Source organism: Streptomyces sp. VRA16 Mangrove soil (assembly GCF_017377775.1).
In the GTDB taxonomy this organism is placed as follows: domain Bacteria; phylum Actinomycetota; class Actinomycetes; order Streptomycetales; family Streptomycetaceae; genus Streptomyces.
The window spans coordinates 93,797-108,047 of record NZ_JAFVLN010000012.1; the positions used below are offsets into that span (position 1 = coordinate 93,797).

At 71.2% G+C, this 14,251-nt stretch carries 14 protein-coding genes and 1 pseudogene; 1 reads left to right on the top strand and 14 read right to left on the bottom strand.

Going from position 1 to position 14,251, the window contains the following annotated elements:
- Positions 1-74: 74 nt before the first annotated feature.
- Positions 75-869 (bottom strand): HAD family acid phosphatase, encoded by a 795-nt coding sequence (locus tag J3486_RS28890; protein WP_207825489.1) that lies wholly within the window; start codon positions 867-869, stop codon positions 75-77.
- Between the two features lie 255 nt (positions 870-1,124).
- Here J3486_RS28890 and J3486_RS28895 point away from each other — a divergent pair, with 255 nt between their 5' ends.
- Positions 1,125-1,448 carry a hypothetical protein gene (locus J3486_RS28895; RefSeq protein ID WP_307804971.1) on the top strand — a complete coding sequence of 108 codons (324 nt, stop codon included), beginning with the start codon at positions 1,125-1,127 and terminating at the stop codon, positions 1,446-1,448.
- Between the two features lie 54 nt (positions 1,449-1,502).
- Here the strand turns inward: J3486_RS28895 and J3486_RS28900 are convergent, their stop codons facing one another.
- The 13 genes and pseudogenes from J3486_RS28900 to J3486_RS28960 all read right to left on the bottom strand — a co-directional run bounded on the left by J3486_RS28900 (position 1,503) and on the right by J3486_RS28960 (position 14,205).
- A complete protein-coding gene (locus J3486_RS28900; protein WP_207825491.1) occupies positions 1,503-2,618 on the bottom strand; it encodes a chondroitinase-B domain-containing protein in 1,116 nt (371 codons plus the stop codon).
- A gap of 42 nt (positions 2,619-2,660) precedes the next feature.
- Entirely contained in the window at positions 2,661-3,017 is a 357-nt protein-coding gene (locus J3486_RS28905) for a hypothetical protein (protein WP_207825493.1), read from the bottom strand.
- Positions 3,014-4,135, bottom strand: coding sequence for a pectinesterase family protein (locus tag J3486_RS28910; RefSeq protein WP_207825495.1), 1,122 nt, complete (start codon positions 4,133-4,135; stop codon positions 3,014-3,016). The genes J3486_RS28905 and J3486_RS28910 overlap by 4 nt, the downstream gene beginning before the upstream one ends.
- A gap of 158 nt (positions 4,136-4,293) precedes the next feature.
- Positions 4,294-5,610 carry a polysaccharide lyase family 1 protein gene (locus tag J3486_RS28915; RefSeq protein ID WP_207825498.1) on the bottom strand — a complete coding sequence of 439 codons (1,317 nt, stop codon included), beginning with the start codon at positions 5,608-5,610 and terminating at the stop codon, positions 4,294-4,296.
- Between the two features lie 68 nt (positions 5,611-5,678).
- Complete coding sequence (locus J3486_RS28920; RefSeq protein ID WP_207825500.1) at positions 5,679-6,503, bottom strand: rhamnogalacturonan acetylesterase; 825 nt, start codon at positions 6,501-6,503, stop codon at positions 5,679-5,681.
- 153 nt (positions 6,504-6,656) lie between these two features.
- A complete protein-coding gene (locus tag J3486_RS28925) occupies positions 6,657-8,006 on the bottom strand; it encodes a sugar ABC transporter substrate-binding protein (protein ID WP_207825502.1) in 1,350 nt (449 codons plus the stop codon).
- Positions 8,007-8,073: 67 nt separating this feature from the next.
- A pseudogene (locus J3486_RS28930) lies at positions 8,074-8,367 on the bottom strand (pectin esterase); the annotation flags it as partial.
- A 155-nt stretch (positions 8,368-8,522) separates the two neighbouring features.
- On the bottom strand, positions 8,523-10,106 hold the full coding sequence (locus tag J3486_RS28935; RefSeq protein ID WP_207825504.1) for a glycoside hydrolase 43 family protein: 1,584 nt from the start codon (positions 10,104-10,106) through the stop codon (positions 8,523-8,525).
- Positions 10,103-10,957 (bottom strand): PmoA family protein, encoded by an 855-nt coding sequence (locus tag J3486_RS28940; protein WP_207825506.1) that lies wholly within the window; start codon positions 10,955-10,957, stop codon positions 10,103-10,105. The genes J3486_RS28935 and J3486_RS28940 overlap by 4 nt, the downstream gene beginning before the upstream one ends.
- Entirely contained in the window at positions 10,954-12,168 is a 1,215-nt protein-coding gene (locus J3486_RS28945) for a Gfo/Idh/MocA family protein (RefSeq protein WP_207825507.1), read from the bottom strand. Before J3486_RS28945 ends, J3486_RS28940 begins: the two co-directional genes overlap by 4 nt.
- Positions 12,165-12,356: a hypothetical protein gene (locus tag J3486_RS28950; RefSeq protein WP_207825516.1), complete on the bottom strand. Its 192-nt coding sequence runs from the start codon at positions 12,354-12,356 to the stop codon at positions 12,165-12,167. The genes J3486_RS28945 and J3486_RS28950 overlap by 4 nt, the downstream gene beginning before the upstream one ends.
- Positions 12,353-13,267 (bottom strand): carbohydrate ABC transporter permease, encoded by a 915-nt coding sequence (locus J3486_RS28955; protein ID WP_207825518.1) that lies wholly within the window; start codon positions 13,265-13,267, stop codon positions 12,353-12,355. The genes J3486_RS28950 and J3486_RS28955 overlap by 4 nt, the downstream gene beginning before the upstream one ends.
- Complete coding sequence (locus J3486_RS28960) at positions 13,264-14,205, bottom strand: carbohydrate ABC transporter permease (protein WP_207825519.1); 942 nt, start codon at positions 14,203-14,205, stop codon at positions 13,264-13,266. The genes J3486_RS28955 and J3486_RS28960 overlap by 4 nt, the downstream gene beginning before the upstream one ends.
- Positions 14,206-14,251 lie beyond the last annotated feature (46 nt).

A 14,251-nucleotide genomic window follows, 5' to 3' on the forward strand; every position in this document is an offset into this window, starting at 1 on the left:
CCCCTCCGGCGGGACCCGGAGGGGGCTTCCATTTCACCGCTGTGCCCAGGCTGTGCGCCCTGTCGCCGCGCGCTCTACTCCACGTAGTACGTGGGGTTCGGGAACTTGTACGTCTTGTCGGCGTGGCCGCCCTGGAGGTCGGAGTACTGGTCGCCGAAGTTGCCGACGATGTCGTAGCCCTGGTCCTCGATGTGCTGACGGGTGCCCGACTTGTACTGCACGGTGGTGCAGTTCCAGGCGGCAGCGGTGGCGCACGCGCTCAGGTACGCGGGCGGGTTGGCCGTGTCCTTGAGGAAGATGTGGTCGGCGTCGAGGTTGACGTCGATGCCGACCTTCTTCAGGTTCTCGACGGCGGAGGCGCGCTGCGACTCCTTCAGGCCCGAGTTGTAGAAGACCTCGACGCCCTTGCGCGTGGCGTAGTCGACGAGACCGGGGGTGCCGGGCACGGCCGGGCGGTCGGCCTGGGCGACGTAGGAGGCCCAGCTGGCGCTGTTGTAGACGTAGTTGGTCTTGATCTCGTAGTCGAGGCTGAGCAGCAGCGTGTCGTCGATGTCGAAGACGACGGCGGGCTTCTCGCCGTGCTTCCTCGCCTTCTTGGCGGCCTTGTCGATGTCCTTCTTCGCGGCGGCCTCGATGTGGGCCATGTCGTCGGCGTACGCGCTGTCCGCCGAGGCCTGCCAGACGCCTTCGGCGTCCTGGGTGGCGCCGTAGTAGCTCTTGATCTCCTTGACGAGGAGCCCGATGTTGTGCGGTTCGGCGGTCGTGGTCCCGTCCGGGTGACCGGCACTGGCCGCACCGGCTCCGTACAGGACTCCGCCGGCGAGGGCGCAGGCCGCGGCGAGGCCCGTGATCTGGATGGATCTCCGCATGTGATGTCTCCGGAATCTGGCCGGGGCACGCAGGGAGCGCGCCAGGTCACGCACTGTCTACGCGCATCACACACGGAGAGCGAGCAGCTTTACTCGATCGATATCCGATCCACAGCCCTCCGGCGCCCGCCCTCTTCCGACTCCGCCGCATTCATGGCCATTGCCCAGGTGTGAACCTCGCTTGACCTGGTGTTGAACCCGTAGCCATAGGGTCGTCTGACACACGTACCGCCGATGGAGCAAGGATGGACCGCCGTGACTGCCGGATCACCCCTCGCCGCCGCGGGACACGGCCCCTCGCCCGTGATCCTGGGCGCTTTTCTCGTGGGCGGCGTCATCGCGATCTGGACCGGGATGCACTGGGCGTTCGACCTCCGCGGCCTCACCACCCGGCGCTGCGTCCGGATCCGTCAGCGGCGCGCGGAGACCTGGGACGTGACGCCGGACGCGGCGAACGGCCTGGACGCGTCGGGGAACCTGCTGGCGCGCCCCGGATACCTGCGGTTCCTGGGCGCGGTGATGGCGGTGGCGGGACTGCTGCTGATCCTGGTCACGTACGCGCTGTGGGAACTGGGGTAAGGCGCGCAGCCCTTCGCCCCCTCCCCCCCCACCCCACCTCCCGCTGCGCCTCGGTCAGTTCATCGTGGCGCCGATCGTCGTCGAGCCCGTCGTCAGGAACGTCGTCGCCGGCAGGGTGCCGCTCGACGAGCGGGCGTTGTACGTCGTCGACGCGTCCGTGGAGACGAACGACGGCGTCGAGATGCCCGCGTCCCAGTTGTTTCCGGCCGAGGTGACCGCGGAGCTCTTGCTGACCAGCCCCGAACCGTTGCTCACCGCGAGGTTCTTGCCGAGTTTCGCGGAGCCGGTGGCGAAGTAGTAGCCCCACTTGGCGTTGGCGTAGGCGGTGGTGCGGTTGATGACGATGGCACCGGTGTTGGAGTTCTCGGTGAAGCCGTTGCCCTCGTTGTCCCAGGCCGCGGAGTTGTTGACGACGTGGGCGACGGTGTCGCCGTCGCCGCCCAGCTTGTAGCCGTTGCCGTCGCCCGCGAAGGCCGAGTCGGACCAGCGGTTCTGGCCGTTGCCGAAGGACCAGGAGTGCTCGATGGTGACGGGCGAGGCGAAGGACCACAGGTCGATGCCGTCGTCCGAGTTGTTGTACATCCGGGCGCCGGTGACCAGGTTGCCGGTGCCGGAGCCGTACTTGATGGCGATGCCGTCGGCGTTCTCGCCGTGGTTGGCGGCGTCGTAGTTGCCGTAGGAGTCGATGTTCCTGACCGTGTTGTTCACGGTCGCGTCCCCGGTGAGGGTGAAGCCGGAGTCGCCGTTGTCGACGGTCTTGATGTTGTTCCAGGTCGTGCCGGTGCAGGACTGGCAGACGACGGCGCTGTCCGGGGAGTTCTGGAAGGTGATGCCGGAGACGTTCCAGTAGTCGGCCGTCAGCTTGAAGATCCAGTCGCCCGAGGGCAGCGACGATCCGTCGATCTTCACGGTCTCCGAGCCGTACGGCTTGAGCGTGATGGGCGACGAGGAGGTGCCGTTCGCCGTCGACTGCAGGGTCTCGGTCGGGTAGTACGTGCCCGCCCTGACCTGGATGACGTCGCCGGCGGACGCGCCGGAGATCGCCGCGTCCAGGGCGGCCGTGGTGGAGACCGTGACGGTGGCGGCCTGCGCCGGGGCGGGCAGCACGAGCACGGCCGCGCCGGCGGCCGTCGCGCAGGCCAGGGCGAGGCGAGTGGTACGACGAAGCATGTGCGGGTCCTTTCGTCGAGGGGGTACATGGGGGGATGCGGGTCAGTGGCGCGGGCCCGTGTGACGGGTGACGTACGAGGTGACCGAGGCGGCGCTCGGCAACAACCGGTAGGTGCAGCCCGGGAGTTCGGCCGGGTCCCAGCCGGCGTCGGAGGTGTACGCGGCGCCGATGGCGGACGCGGCCTGCGCGTCCAGGTCGGCGCGGCGGCCGTCGATCCAGGAGCCACGGTCGTGGAAGGCGGTGCCGCCGCCCGCCCACACCACCGAGGGGGTCGCGGCCTGGACGGAGTCGCCGGGGCGTACGTGCGGGGTGCGCGGGCGGACCGGGGTGGCGGCGAAGGCCGGCGCGGCGAGGGCTCCGCCGGCGGCGGCGAGCAGGGGGCGGCGGCTGGGTGTCATGGCCGCACCGGCCGTGGTGTCCAGTCGCCGAGGTAGCCGGTCCGGGTCGCCGACTCGGCCTGCGCGTCGGTGAGTTGGGGCCGGTTCTCCGGTACGGAGACGGCGGCGCCGGGCCCGCTGTTGTGGTACTCGGCGAACCGCTGCCGCTGCCACGGGAAGCTGTCCGACATGTTCGTGTAGGGCGCGACCGCGTCGATGCCCGCGGACAGCTGGCTGTCGCGGACCACGAGGGACGGCCTGGCCGTGGTGTCGGAGCTGGGCACCCAGGGGCGGGCCAGCTTGTAGGACGCGTCCGGCGCGGTGCTGGTGAACCGGGACCGGGTGACGAGGTAGCCGTTCGGGTCGGCGGCGGCGGTCGAGGGGGCGAAGACGAAGCCGTACGGGGCCGCGGCCAGGTCGGTGCGGTCCAGGGTGCGGAAGTGGCAGTGGTCGAAGACGGCGGTGGCGCGCCCGAAGACGAAGTCGACGTCGCCCTCGGCGTAGCAGTCGCGGAAGTACTGGCGGGCGAAGGCGGTCAGCGCGAGCGAGTCGGCGTACAGGGTGTCCTGGTGGCCGAGGAACCGGCAGCCGAAGAACGCGGACCTGTCCCCCATCACCTTCAGGGCGACGGCCTGGGTGCCGCTGATGCCGGGGTGGTCGGCGCGCAGCCAGTCGTTGGCGAACGTGATGCCCTGCGCGGTGAAGCCGTCGCCGCGCAGGGTGACGGTGGCGGAGCCGGTGGTGCCGTACGTGCCCGAGCCGTCCGGCTTCGGCGTGCCGGCCGCGTTGTCGTGGACGATCACGGTGTCGCGGGCGTCGCCGCCGGCGCCGATCCAGGTCATGCCGGTGGCGGTGGCGGGGGCGGAGACGGTCTCGCGGTAGACGCCGGGGGCGATGACGAGGGTCTGCCCGGCGGCGGTCGCGGCGGTCACCGCGGCCTGGACGGTGGTGAAGTCGCCGCGGCCCCGCTGGTCGACGTAGAGGGTGAGGGGGTCGCGTCTGCGGGCGGGGTCGCCGTAGGGGCCGAAGGGGCGGGAGCGGCGGTCGTCGGCGAGGGCCGGGGTGGCACTCAGGCCGAGCGCCGGCGCGGCGCCCGCGCTCGCGGCGAGGAACCTGCGGCGCGTCAGGGGTGGGGTCATGCGGGTGCTCCTTGGGGTGCGGCTCGGTGCGGGTGGGGTGCCGTCTCGTCCGCCGGGTCGCGGTTGGTGGGTGTCTGCGGGCCCGGCGGGGCTTCTCGCGCGGTTCCCCGCGCCCCCGAAGCGAGCTGTGCTCGCTCAGGGGCGCGGGGCCGTGTCCCTCAGCGCAGCCGCGTGGCCCCGGCGCCCCGGGCGACGATCGGGCCCACCGCCTCGGCCGGGTCCACGCGGAGCCGGAGCGTGGGCGTCCACCCGGCGCCCGACTGCAGCGGCGCGGCCGCGTTCGCGGCGTTGTACGCGGCGATGATGTCCGTCGCCACACCGTTGACGACGTTCCCCTTCGCGGTGAGCGGATAGTCGTTCCAGCGGTGCAGGATCGCCCCGGCCCCGATCCCCTCGGGCAGCGTGAAGGAGTTCTTCTCGGCGAAGAGCCGGGACTTGTAGCCGATGCCGAAGGAGTAGTTGTAGTCGGCGTTCCCGACGTACGAGTTGTTGTACGCGTCGACCTGCCCGAACCGCACCCGCGGCGCCCGCTCGACCAGGTTCTTGAAGAGGTTGTGGTGCAGGGTGACGCGCAGCTTGCCCTCGTCGGTGGCGGCGGCGCTGTCGCTGTTGCCGATCATGAGGGTCTTGTCGTGGTCCTCGAAGACGTTCCAGGACGCGGTGACGAGGTCGGCGCCCTTGACGATGTCGAGCTCGCCGTCGTGCTGCTGGAAGATCCGGCCGTAGTACGACGGCAGGGTCGAGTCCGGGTGGGTGCCGTCGGTGAACGTGTTGTGGTCGAGCCAGACGTGCGTGGAGCCGTGGACGACGGCCGCGTCGTACTCGGAGTTCCAGTTGCCGGTGTCGCCGTCGGTCGGGTCCCACTGCGGGAAGCAGTCGAGCGGGGACTCCATCGTGAGGCCGCGCACGATGACGTTGTCGACGCCGGTGATCTGGAGGCTGCCGCCGACGATGCCGGCGTCCTTGCCGACCCCGATGATCGTGGTGTTGGCGGGGATCGTCGCCTTGATGGCCTTGGCCTGTGCGGCGGCGGAGAGGTTGCGCAGGTACTCCTGGGTGCCGGGGATCTTCTTCTGGCCCTCCAGGTCCTCGTCCCAGCCCCACACCGCGGGGTCGTAGTCGGCGAGGTACTGGTCGAAGTCGTAGCCGTCGACGGCGAAGTCGGCGCAGGTCGAGCCGTCGGCGTCGAGCGTCCCCCTGACCTTGATGATCTTCGGTGCGGTGCCGCCGTCGGCGAGGGCCCGCTGGAACTCGTCCCAGGTCGTCACGGTGGAGACGTGGTCGGCGTCGGCGGCGGCGCCGCCCGTGGTGCCGGTGCCGGACGAGGCCCAGCCGTCGTTCGCGGCGAGGGTCCGGCGCGCGGCGTCCCGGCCGTGGGCCTGGGCGGTACCGGACATTCCGGTGACGGCCAGAACCAGCGCGGTGCAGCCGACCAGGCTCGCTATGACGCGTCCATGACATTTCTGTGTGCTCACTGTGCGCTCCTCAAACCGTGCAAGTGCGGGTGTTCGGACGGGTGTTCAGAGGTGAGTCGGGGCAGCGGTCAGGCGGGCGTCGTGCCGGGCAGCCAGGTGAGCCGGGAGGCCCAGACGTCCGCGAGCTCGTCGATCTCGTCGCCGATGCGGCGCACGTCACGGGCGGGCAGCACCCCGGCGTGCAGCAGCTCGCGGGCGACGAGCCGGGCCACGGCGATGGCGCCGGGCGGATTGAAATGCGTGTTGTCCTGCTCGGTGGCGGTCCAGTTGAAGTAGACCTTGGTCTCCTCCACGCCCAGTCGTTGCCACAGCGCGAGCGAGAGCGCCTCGACGTCGAGCAGCGCGACCCCCTCCTCCTCGGCGAGCGCGCGCATCGCCGCCGGGTAGTCGCCGTGCGTGGGCACGGCGTTGCCGTCGGCGTCGAACTTCCGGCGCTCGACGGAAGTGGCGAGGACCGGCCGGGCGCCCTTGGCGCGGGCCCCGTCGATGTAGAGCTTCAGATACTGCTGGTACGTCGACCAGGGCTCGGTGTAGCGCGTGGGGTCGGCGCGCTTCTCGTCGTTGTGCGCGAACTGGATCAGCATGAAGTCGCCGGGGCGGATCGTGGCGAGGACGGCGTCCAGGCGGCCCTCGTCGACGAAGCTCTTCGAACTGCGGCCGTTGACCGCGTGGTTGGCGACCTCGATGCGGTCGGCGAGGAAGAACGGCAGGGCCATGCCCCAGCCGGTCTCGGGCTCGGCGTCCACGTACTTCTGGGCGGCGGTGGAGTCACCGGCGACGTAGAGGGTGCGGCGGTCCGTGCGGTGGGACCGGGCGGCGGCCGGCGAGGCGAACGAGGCAGCCAGCGGCAGGGCCGCGAGCGCGGCCAGCGTTGCTCTTCGAGTGGTCGACACGGCGGTGTGCCGTCCTTTCGTGAAGTGCGGGTGGGATGGCACCGATGGGGATGGCGGGGTGGTGGGGGTGGTGCGGGCCGGCGGCGGGAGCGGCGCGACGGATGTCGTCCCGCCGCCGGCCCGGTCAGGGGTGGCCGGGTACGGCCCGTGGGCTCAGCCGGCCTGCTGCTTCCACTCCGCCTGGGCCTTGTTGAGCTGGTCGGCCATGGTGTCGAGGAACTTCTTGGCGCTCTCCTTGCCGAGCAGGACCTTCTGGAAGTTGGCCTCGTTGTCGGTCTTGGAGATGGTGTTCCAGTCGGGCAGGTAGTACGGCAGCTGCACGATCTTGGTGGAGCCGGACTCCAGTGCCTCGGCGGCGAGCTTGGTAGGCTCGGCCTTCTGCACCCAGACGTCCTTGGCGGCCTCGGTGTTGGCCGGGATCTGGCCGGCCGACTCGTTCCACTTGCTGTTCTCCGCGTGCGAGGCGGCGAACTCCATGAACTTCCAGGCGGCGGTCTTGTTCTTGCTCGCCTTGAACAGGCCGAGGCCGTCGACCGGGTTGGAGACCTGGACGCGGATGCCCGCGTCACTGGTCGGGTTCGGCAGGCCCTTGAACTTCTCCTCGCCCAGCGCCTTCACATGGCCCGCGTAGGAGCCCAGGTTGTGGTTGAGCATCCCGATGGTGCCGCTGTCCCACTGGCTGACCATCTTGGTGAAGTCGTTGTTGACGTCGGCGGACGGGGTGGCCTTCTTGTACAGGCCCGCGTACTTCTCCAGGGCGGCCACGTTCTTGGGGTCGTTGACCGTGGTCTTCTCGCTGTTCGCGTCCCAGAACGACGTGATGCCGCTCTGCCCGTACATCGCGTCGAGGGCCTGGGCGATGGAGCCCTCGCCGCCGCGGATGGTGTAACCGAACCGGTTCTTCGAGGAGTCGGTGAGCCTGGTCGCCGCGTCGAAGAACTTCGACCAGGTCGTCGGCGCGTCCAGGCCCGCCTTCTTGAACAGGTCGGTGCGGTAGTACAGGACGCCGTTGTTCGCGGACGTCGGGACGGTGAACAGGTCGTGGGTGCCGCCCGCCGCCTTCACCGACTCGACGAACTTGCTGTTCAGCTTGCCGTTGAGGGGACCGGACGCGATCCGGTCCTCGACCGGTTCGAGGACGTTCTGCGCGGTGAGGGTGGCGAGCATCGCGGTGCCGACACCGCCGACGTCGGGCAGGCCGCCGCCCTGGATCGCCGTGTCGTACTTGGACTGCACGTTCTCGGCGGGGATGCCGACGTACTTGACCTTGATGTCGGGGTACTTCTTCTCGAAGTCCTTGATGATCTCCATCCAGACATCCCGGCGCACGGCCGTGTTGTTGTCCCAGAAGGTGATCGTGCCCTTGCCGGAGCCCTCGTCGCCCTTGTCCCCGCCGGCACTGGAGCCGTCGTCGCCGCAGGCGGTGGCGGTGAGGGCGAGCGCTGTGGTCAGCGCCACGGCGGAACCGGTGCGGAGCGCGCCTTTGCGCATACGGATGTTCATGATCGGCTCTCTTCTTCTGGATCCAACGGGAGGTGGTGCGGGAGGGTCATCCGGGCGAGGGCAGCCGGCCGATGGACGGCTGGGGCCCGGAGAAGTGGGTGACCAGGGCGGGCACGGCGGCCGCCGGGTCGAGGTGGTAGCGGTAGAGGGCGCGCGGGTCGAAGGCGGCGCCGTGGGCGTCGGTGCGCCCGGTGGTGTGCTTCAGGATCGAGCCGCGCTGCACCAACTCGGCCGTGTCGTCGGCCTGGTAGGGGTGCTGGAGCCCGTCGCAGTAGCTGTTCTCGATGACCATCTCGGTCCGGCCGCGCGACCAGTTCCCGTACGCCCGCACGGGGTCGCCGTCCGTCGGCTGCTCGGACAGGAGGCGGCCGGGGTCCTGCTCCGCGCGGGCGGAGGGGGCCATGGTGGTGAGGCCGACCGCGGTGACGAGCGCCGCGAGCGCGGCCCGCTTTCCGTGACGCTTGCTGCTGTGCTGGAGGTGCGACATTGCGGCTCCCGACAGGCGTGCGGTGAAGGTCAGTCGGTGGGCGGATCGGTGTGGCGGAAGTGGGTGAAGAGGGCGGTCCCGGCGGGTCCCGTACCGCCGGGAACCGCCCCGTCGGGGGCCGCGGCGAACAGGCCGAGCAGTGCTCCGACCCAGCGCCACGGCAGTGCGGCGAACACCTGGCCCGAGGGCCGGAATCCGTCGCCGGTGTCGACGGAGAAGCGGCAGCGCGCCCCGTCGGAGATGTCGATGCGCAGCCGGGCGGTCCCCTCGGGCGCCGGGCGCGGGTGGGCGGCGTCGCGCTCGGCCTCGGCGACCGGGCCCTCGACGAACCGGTGCACGACGTGGGCGGTGCCGTCCGTGCCGCACTCCAGGCCGATCCAGGAGTAGGCGTCGCCGAGGACGACGAGTCCCGCCCGTGCGCCGGGGGTCGTCGAGTTGAGCCGGAGGCCGACCTCGACGCGGGAGGGCAGCAGCGGGAGGCGCTGGGTGAGCAGGTGCGGGACCTTGCGCAGGTCGCGCACCCCGTCCGCGGAGCGCACACAGGTGAGCCGCAGTCCGTCCCCGGCGTGCGAAGTGGCCCAGCCGTCGCGGGGGTTGGCGGTCCACTGCCACTGCCGTCCGAACCGGCCGCCGGGGAAGTCGTCGTCGGTGGCGGGCGCGGCGACCGGCTGCGCGGGGAGCGCCGGCTTCTTGTACACGTGCACGGGGGTGCCGGGGATTCCGGGCTCGCTCGCCTCGCCGAGCACCGGCCAGCCCTGCGCGTCCCAGCGCATCGGCTGGAGGTGCACGACACGCCCGTACGGTCCGCGCTGCTGGAAGTGGAGGAACCAGTCCTCGCCCGTGGGGGTGTCCACCCAGCCGCCCTGGTGGGGGCCGTTGATGTCGGTGTCGCCCTGTTCGAGCACGACGCGCTCCTCGTAGGGGCCGAAGAAGGAGCGGGAGCGGAAGGCGCCCTGCCAGCCGGTCTCCACGCCTCCGGCGGGGGCGAGGATCCAGTACCAGCCGTCGCGCTGATGGAGCTTGGGCCCCTCGATGGTGAACCAGCCGGGGAGGGTGTCCCCGTCGATCAACAGGCTGCCCTCGTCGAGGAGTTCGGTGGCGTCGGCGCTCATCCGGTGGCCGGTGAGGCGGTTCTTGATGCCGGCGCGGGACTTGGCGTAGGCGTGCACGAGGAACGCCTCGCCGGTCTCCTCGTCCCACATCGGGCAGGCGTCGATCAGGCCCTTGCCCGCCTTGAGCAGGTGCGGCGCGCTCCAGGGTCCCCTGATGGAGGTGGAGTTGATCTGGTAGACGCCGTGGTCGGGGTCGCCCCAGAAGATCCAGAAGCGGCCGTCGTGGTGACGGATCGCGGGCGCCCACACGCCGCAGTCGTGGCGCGGGGTCGCGAACGCCTCGGTGGGTTCGAGGCGGTCGAGGGCGTGGCCGATCAGGGTCCAGTTGACGAGGTCGCGGGAGTGCAGCAGGGGCAGCCCGGGGACCCGGCCGAAGCTGGACGCGGTGAGGTAGAAGTCGTCGCCGACCCGGCACACGTCGGGGTCGGACCAGTCGGCGGCGAGGACGGGGTTGCGGTAGGTGCCGTCCCCGAGGTCACCGGTGCGTGGTGCGCGGCTCATGCGGACACTGCCTTCCTGACCAGGGCCGAAGCCCGCTTGCGGTCGAGCCGGCCGTCGGCGACGACCGTGACGATGCGGCGCACGGCGGTGTCGCCGGGGGCGATCGCGAGGCGCTCGGCCGGGGCGAGCGAGGAGCCGACGCCCGGGTACTCGGCGGCCCGCACGAACCAGGGGTCGCGGCGGGTCTCGGCGGTGGCCCCGGCGAAGACGAGGGTCCAGCCGCCGCCGGCCATCGCCAGCCAGTCGGCGGGGCGGCCGTGCACCGCCTCCTCGCCCTCGTCGGTGGCCGTGAACACGGCGGGAGCCGTGGTCTCCCTCGGCGCCCGCCAGAAGAAGCCTCCGTAGGCGGCGCCGGGGCGGCCGTTGGTGGCGGGGCTGCCGAGGGTGACGGGCTCGGCGGCGGAGGGGTTGGTGAGCGCGAACGTGACGTCCAACGCCCAGCTGTCGTCGGCGAGCCGGGTCGCGGCGACGGTGCGGCGCTCGCGCAGCAGCACGCTCGCTCCGGCGACCCAGTCCAGGTCCTCGACGAAGCCGTCGGGGTCGCAGAGCTTGAACTCGCGGTGCCGCTGCTCGCCGTGGTTGTCGAGCTCGGTCGGGCCCTGGTCGCGCACATAGGTGCGGCCGCCCCAGAAGTTGCGGCCCTCGACGTCGGGCACGGCGACGCTCACCCCGAGGTGGTGCGGATGGTCGGCGGGCGCGCGCTCGGTGACGGGGGTGCCGGAGAGGGTCGCGACCGGGTGCAGGTAGGGGCGGCTGGAGAGCCGCCGCTCGACGTCCGGGCGGATCTCGTAGCGGGCGACCGGGCGGCCCGCGCAGCGCAGGGTCAGGGGTGCGGTGGCGAGACGGTTCATGTGGCGGCCTCCTGTCCTGTCCGGGCCCAGGACGCGCCGAGCTCGGTGTAGCCGGTGAGGGAGTCGGCGCTGGCGGCGACGAGCCCGTCGATGCCGTGCACGACACGGCGTACGCCGCCGTCGCCGCCGTCGACGGGGCGCGCGCTCCACGCCTCGTCGGGCAGGGCGACCGGTTCGGGGGCGAGCCGGATCGCCTCGACGACGCGCATGAAGGCACCGGTCGACGCGGGCGTGACCAGCAGCTCGGTGGCGCCGGCCGGGTCGGTGAGGTGGTCGAGGAGGTTCTCCAGGAGGTCCGTGCGGCCGTGCACGGTCTCCTCGGGGCCGTGGCCCGCGCGCTGCACGAGGACGCGGTCCTGCTTGTACCAGAAGGTGATCCGGCCGCGGCTGCCGTGCACGATGACGTACGGCTCGTCGGCCCGCTCCGCGCACAGGGTCGCGGCGACGGTGACGCGCGAGCCGGTGCGGGTGGTCAGGCCGAGGTACGAGGTGTCGTCGGCCTCGATGTCGTTGGCGCGGAACAGCTCGGGGCGGATGTCGGCGAGGTCGTCGGCACCGGTCGCGCCGTCGAGGGCGAGGCCGGTGGCGACGGCGTGCGCGAGCGGGTTGGTGAGGACGCCGTCGACGACGTCCACGCTGCCGCCCCGGCCGCCGGGCAGCCGGCGCCGGCCCGCCCAGGGGGCGCGCCGGAAGTAGGCCTCGCCGCGGGCCCAGGCTCCGGCGGCGCCGATGCCGAGGGGTTCGCCGATGAGTCCGTCCCGTACGAGATCGCGGACATGGGACACCGCGTGCGAGCCGAGCGACTGGAAGCCGACCTGACAGGCGGTTCCGGCCTCGGCCACCCCGGCCGCCATCCGCTCGTACTCCGCGTACGACGGCGCGGGCGGCTTCTCCAGGAGCAGGTGGACGCCGCGCGCGGCGGCGGTGAGCGCCAGGTCGGTGTGGGTCGGGATCGGGGTGCAGATGATCGCGACCCGGGCGCCGGTGCGGTCGAGCAGGTCACCGAAGTCGGCGCACTGGGCGACGCCGGTGAAGCCCTGCAGTTCGCTGTCGTCCAGCGGCTTCAGTTCGCAGACGCCGGCGAGGGTGACGCGGCCCGCGTCGGCCAGCCGTCGCAGGTTGTTCAGGTGCCAGTGGCCGTGGCCGCGGGCGCCCGCGAGGACGACGGGCACCGGCTCGGCCGGCCTTGCGTGGGGTGTGCGTGCGCTCACCGGATCCTCCCCGCCCCGGCGCCGCGCGCCACGTCCCGGTCGGCGCGCGCCCAGCCGTCGTTCGCGGCGAGGACGTCGCGGCTGATGTCGCGGGGCGCGGCCCCGGCCGGGCCGGAGGCGACGAGCCCGCCGGCGAGCAGCCCGCGGACGACGGCGCCCTGGAGGACTCTGCCGCGTACGGTTCTCATCCCTTCACCGCCCCAGCGCTGAACCCCGTGACCAGCCACTTCTGAATGAAGGCGAAGACGATGACGACGGGCAGCGCGGCCACGACACCGCCGGCGGCGAGCGCGCCCAGGTCGACGGAGTCGGCGCCCATGAGGGTGGCGAGGCCGACCGGGATCGTCTGCTTGCTCTGGTCGGAGAGGAACATCAGGGCGAACAGGAAGTGGTTCCAGCTGTGCACGAAGGCGAACGAGCCGACGGCGATGAGTCCCGGCCGCAGCAGCGGGAGCACCACGGCGCAGAAGGCGCGGAACCGTCCGCAGCCGTCGACCCAGGCGGCCTCCTCCAGGGAGGCCGGCACGTTCTTGATGAAGCCGCTGATGAGGATCATCGTCAGCGGGAGCTGGAAGACGGTCTCGGCGATGATGACGCTGCCCAGCGAGTTGATCATCTTCAGGTTGGCGAAGATCTCGAAGAGCGGTACGAGCATCAGGGCGCCCGGGATGAACTGCGAGCACAGCAGCGCCAGCATGAAGCCGCGCTTGATCCTGAAGTTGAAGCGGGCGAGCGCGTAGCCGCCCGCCAGGGCGACGACGGTCGTCATGAACATCGAGGCGACGCCGACGAGCAGGCTGTTCTGGAAGAAGGTGCCGAAGGCCCGCTCGTTCCACACCTTGTCGAAGTGCTCGAAGGTGAGCGGCCACGGCACGAGGGACGTGGAGCCCGCGGGGCGGAACGCGAAGAGCAGCATCCAGTAGAAGGGGACCAGCGTGAACAGCAGGTACACGCAGAGCGGGACGTAGATCTGCCAGCGCGGCACATGCTCCCAGGAGCTGCCCTCCTTGGACGGCTTGACGTCGATGCGGTGGCGGCCGGGAGCCCGCTTCACGGGTGCGGTGGCGGTGGCGGTCAACTGGGCTTCCTTGACGGTCACTTGTCCTCGCCCCCGAACTTGCTCAGGCGGAGATAGATCATCGAGCAGAACAGGAGGATCACGAAGGCGATGGACGTCAGCGCGGACGCGTAGCCGAAGTCGTGGCTGTCGACGGCGATGGAGGCGATGCGCAGCGGCAGGGTGGTCGTCTCACCCGCGGGTCCGCCGCCGGTGAGGGTGTAGAGCAGGTCCACGTTGTTGAACTCCCACACGGCGCGCAGCAGCGTGGAGAGGACGATCGCGTCCTTCAGGTGCGGCAGCGTGATGTGGAAGAACTGCCCCAGCCGGCTCGCGCCGTCGACCTCGGCGGCCTCGTACAGGTCCTTCGAGACGGACTGGAGGTCGGCGAGGATGAGGATCGCGAAGAAGGGGACACCGCGCCAGAGTTCGGCGGTGACGACGGCCGGGAAGACGGTCGCGGTGTCGGAGAGCCACGACGTGCCGTACGAGCCGATGCCGGCGTCCGCGAGGTAACGGGTGATGCCCGTCTGGGAGTTGTAGAGCAGCATCCAGATGGAGGACGTGAGCACACCCGAGACGGCCCACGGCGAGAAGACCAGCGCACGGGCCAGACCGCGGCCGATGAAGGTCTGGTTCACGACCAGGGCGAGCCCGAGACCGAGCAGCAGCTGCAGGACGACCTGCACCACGACCCACTGGAGGCTGAAGCCCAGCGTCCGCCAGAAGTCGGGGTCGCTGGTGAACGCGGTGACGAAGTTGTCGAGGCCCGCGAATCCGTTGCGCCACGGCTTGGTGGGGTTGTAGTTCTGCAGGCTGTAGTAGAAGACGCTGATGACGGGGTACGCGATGAAGCCCAGCATCAGCAGACCGGCGGGCGCGATCAGCAGGTACGGGAGCCTGCGCGGGGTGGCCGACCTGCGGCGCCGGGCGGGCGGGGTGGCCGGCGGGGCTTTGGCCACGGCAGCGGCTTGGGCCATGACGTGAACTCCGTTCTCGGTGGCTCAGGTTGATGCTGGAGGAAGC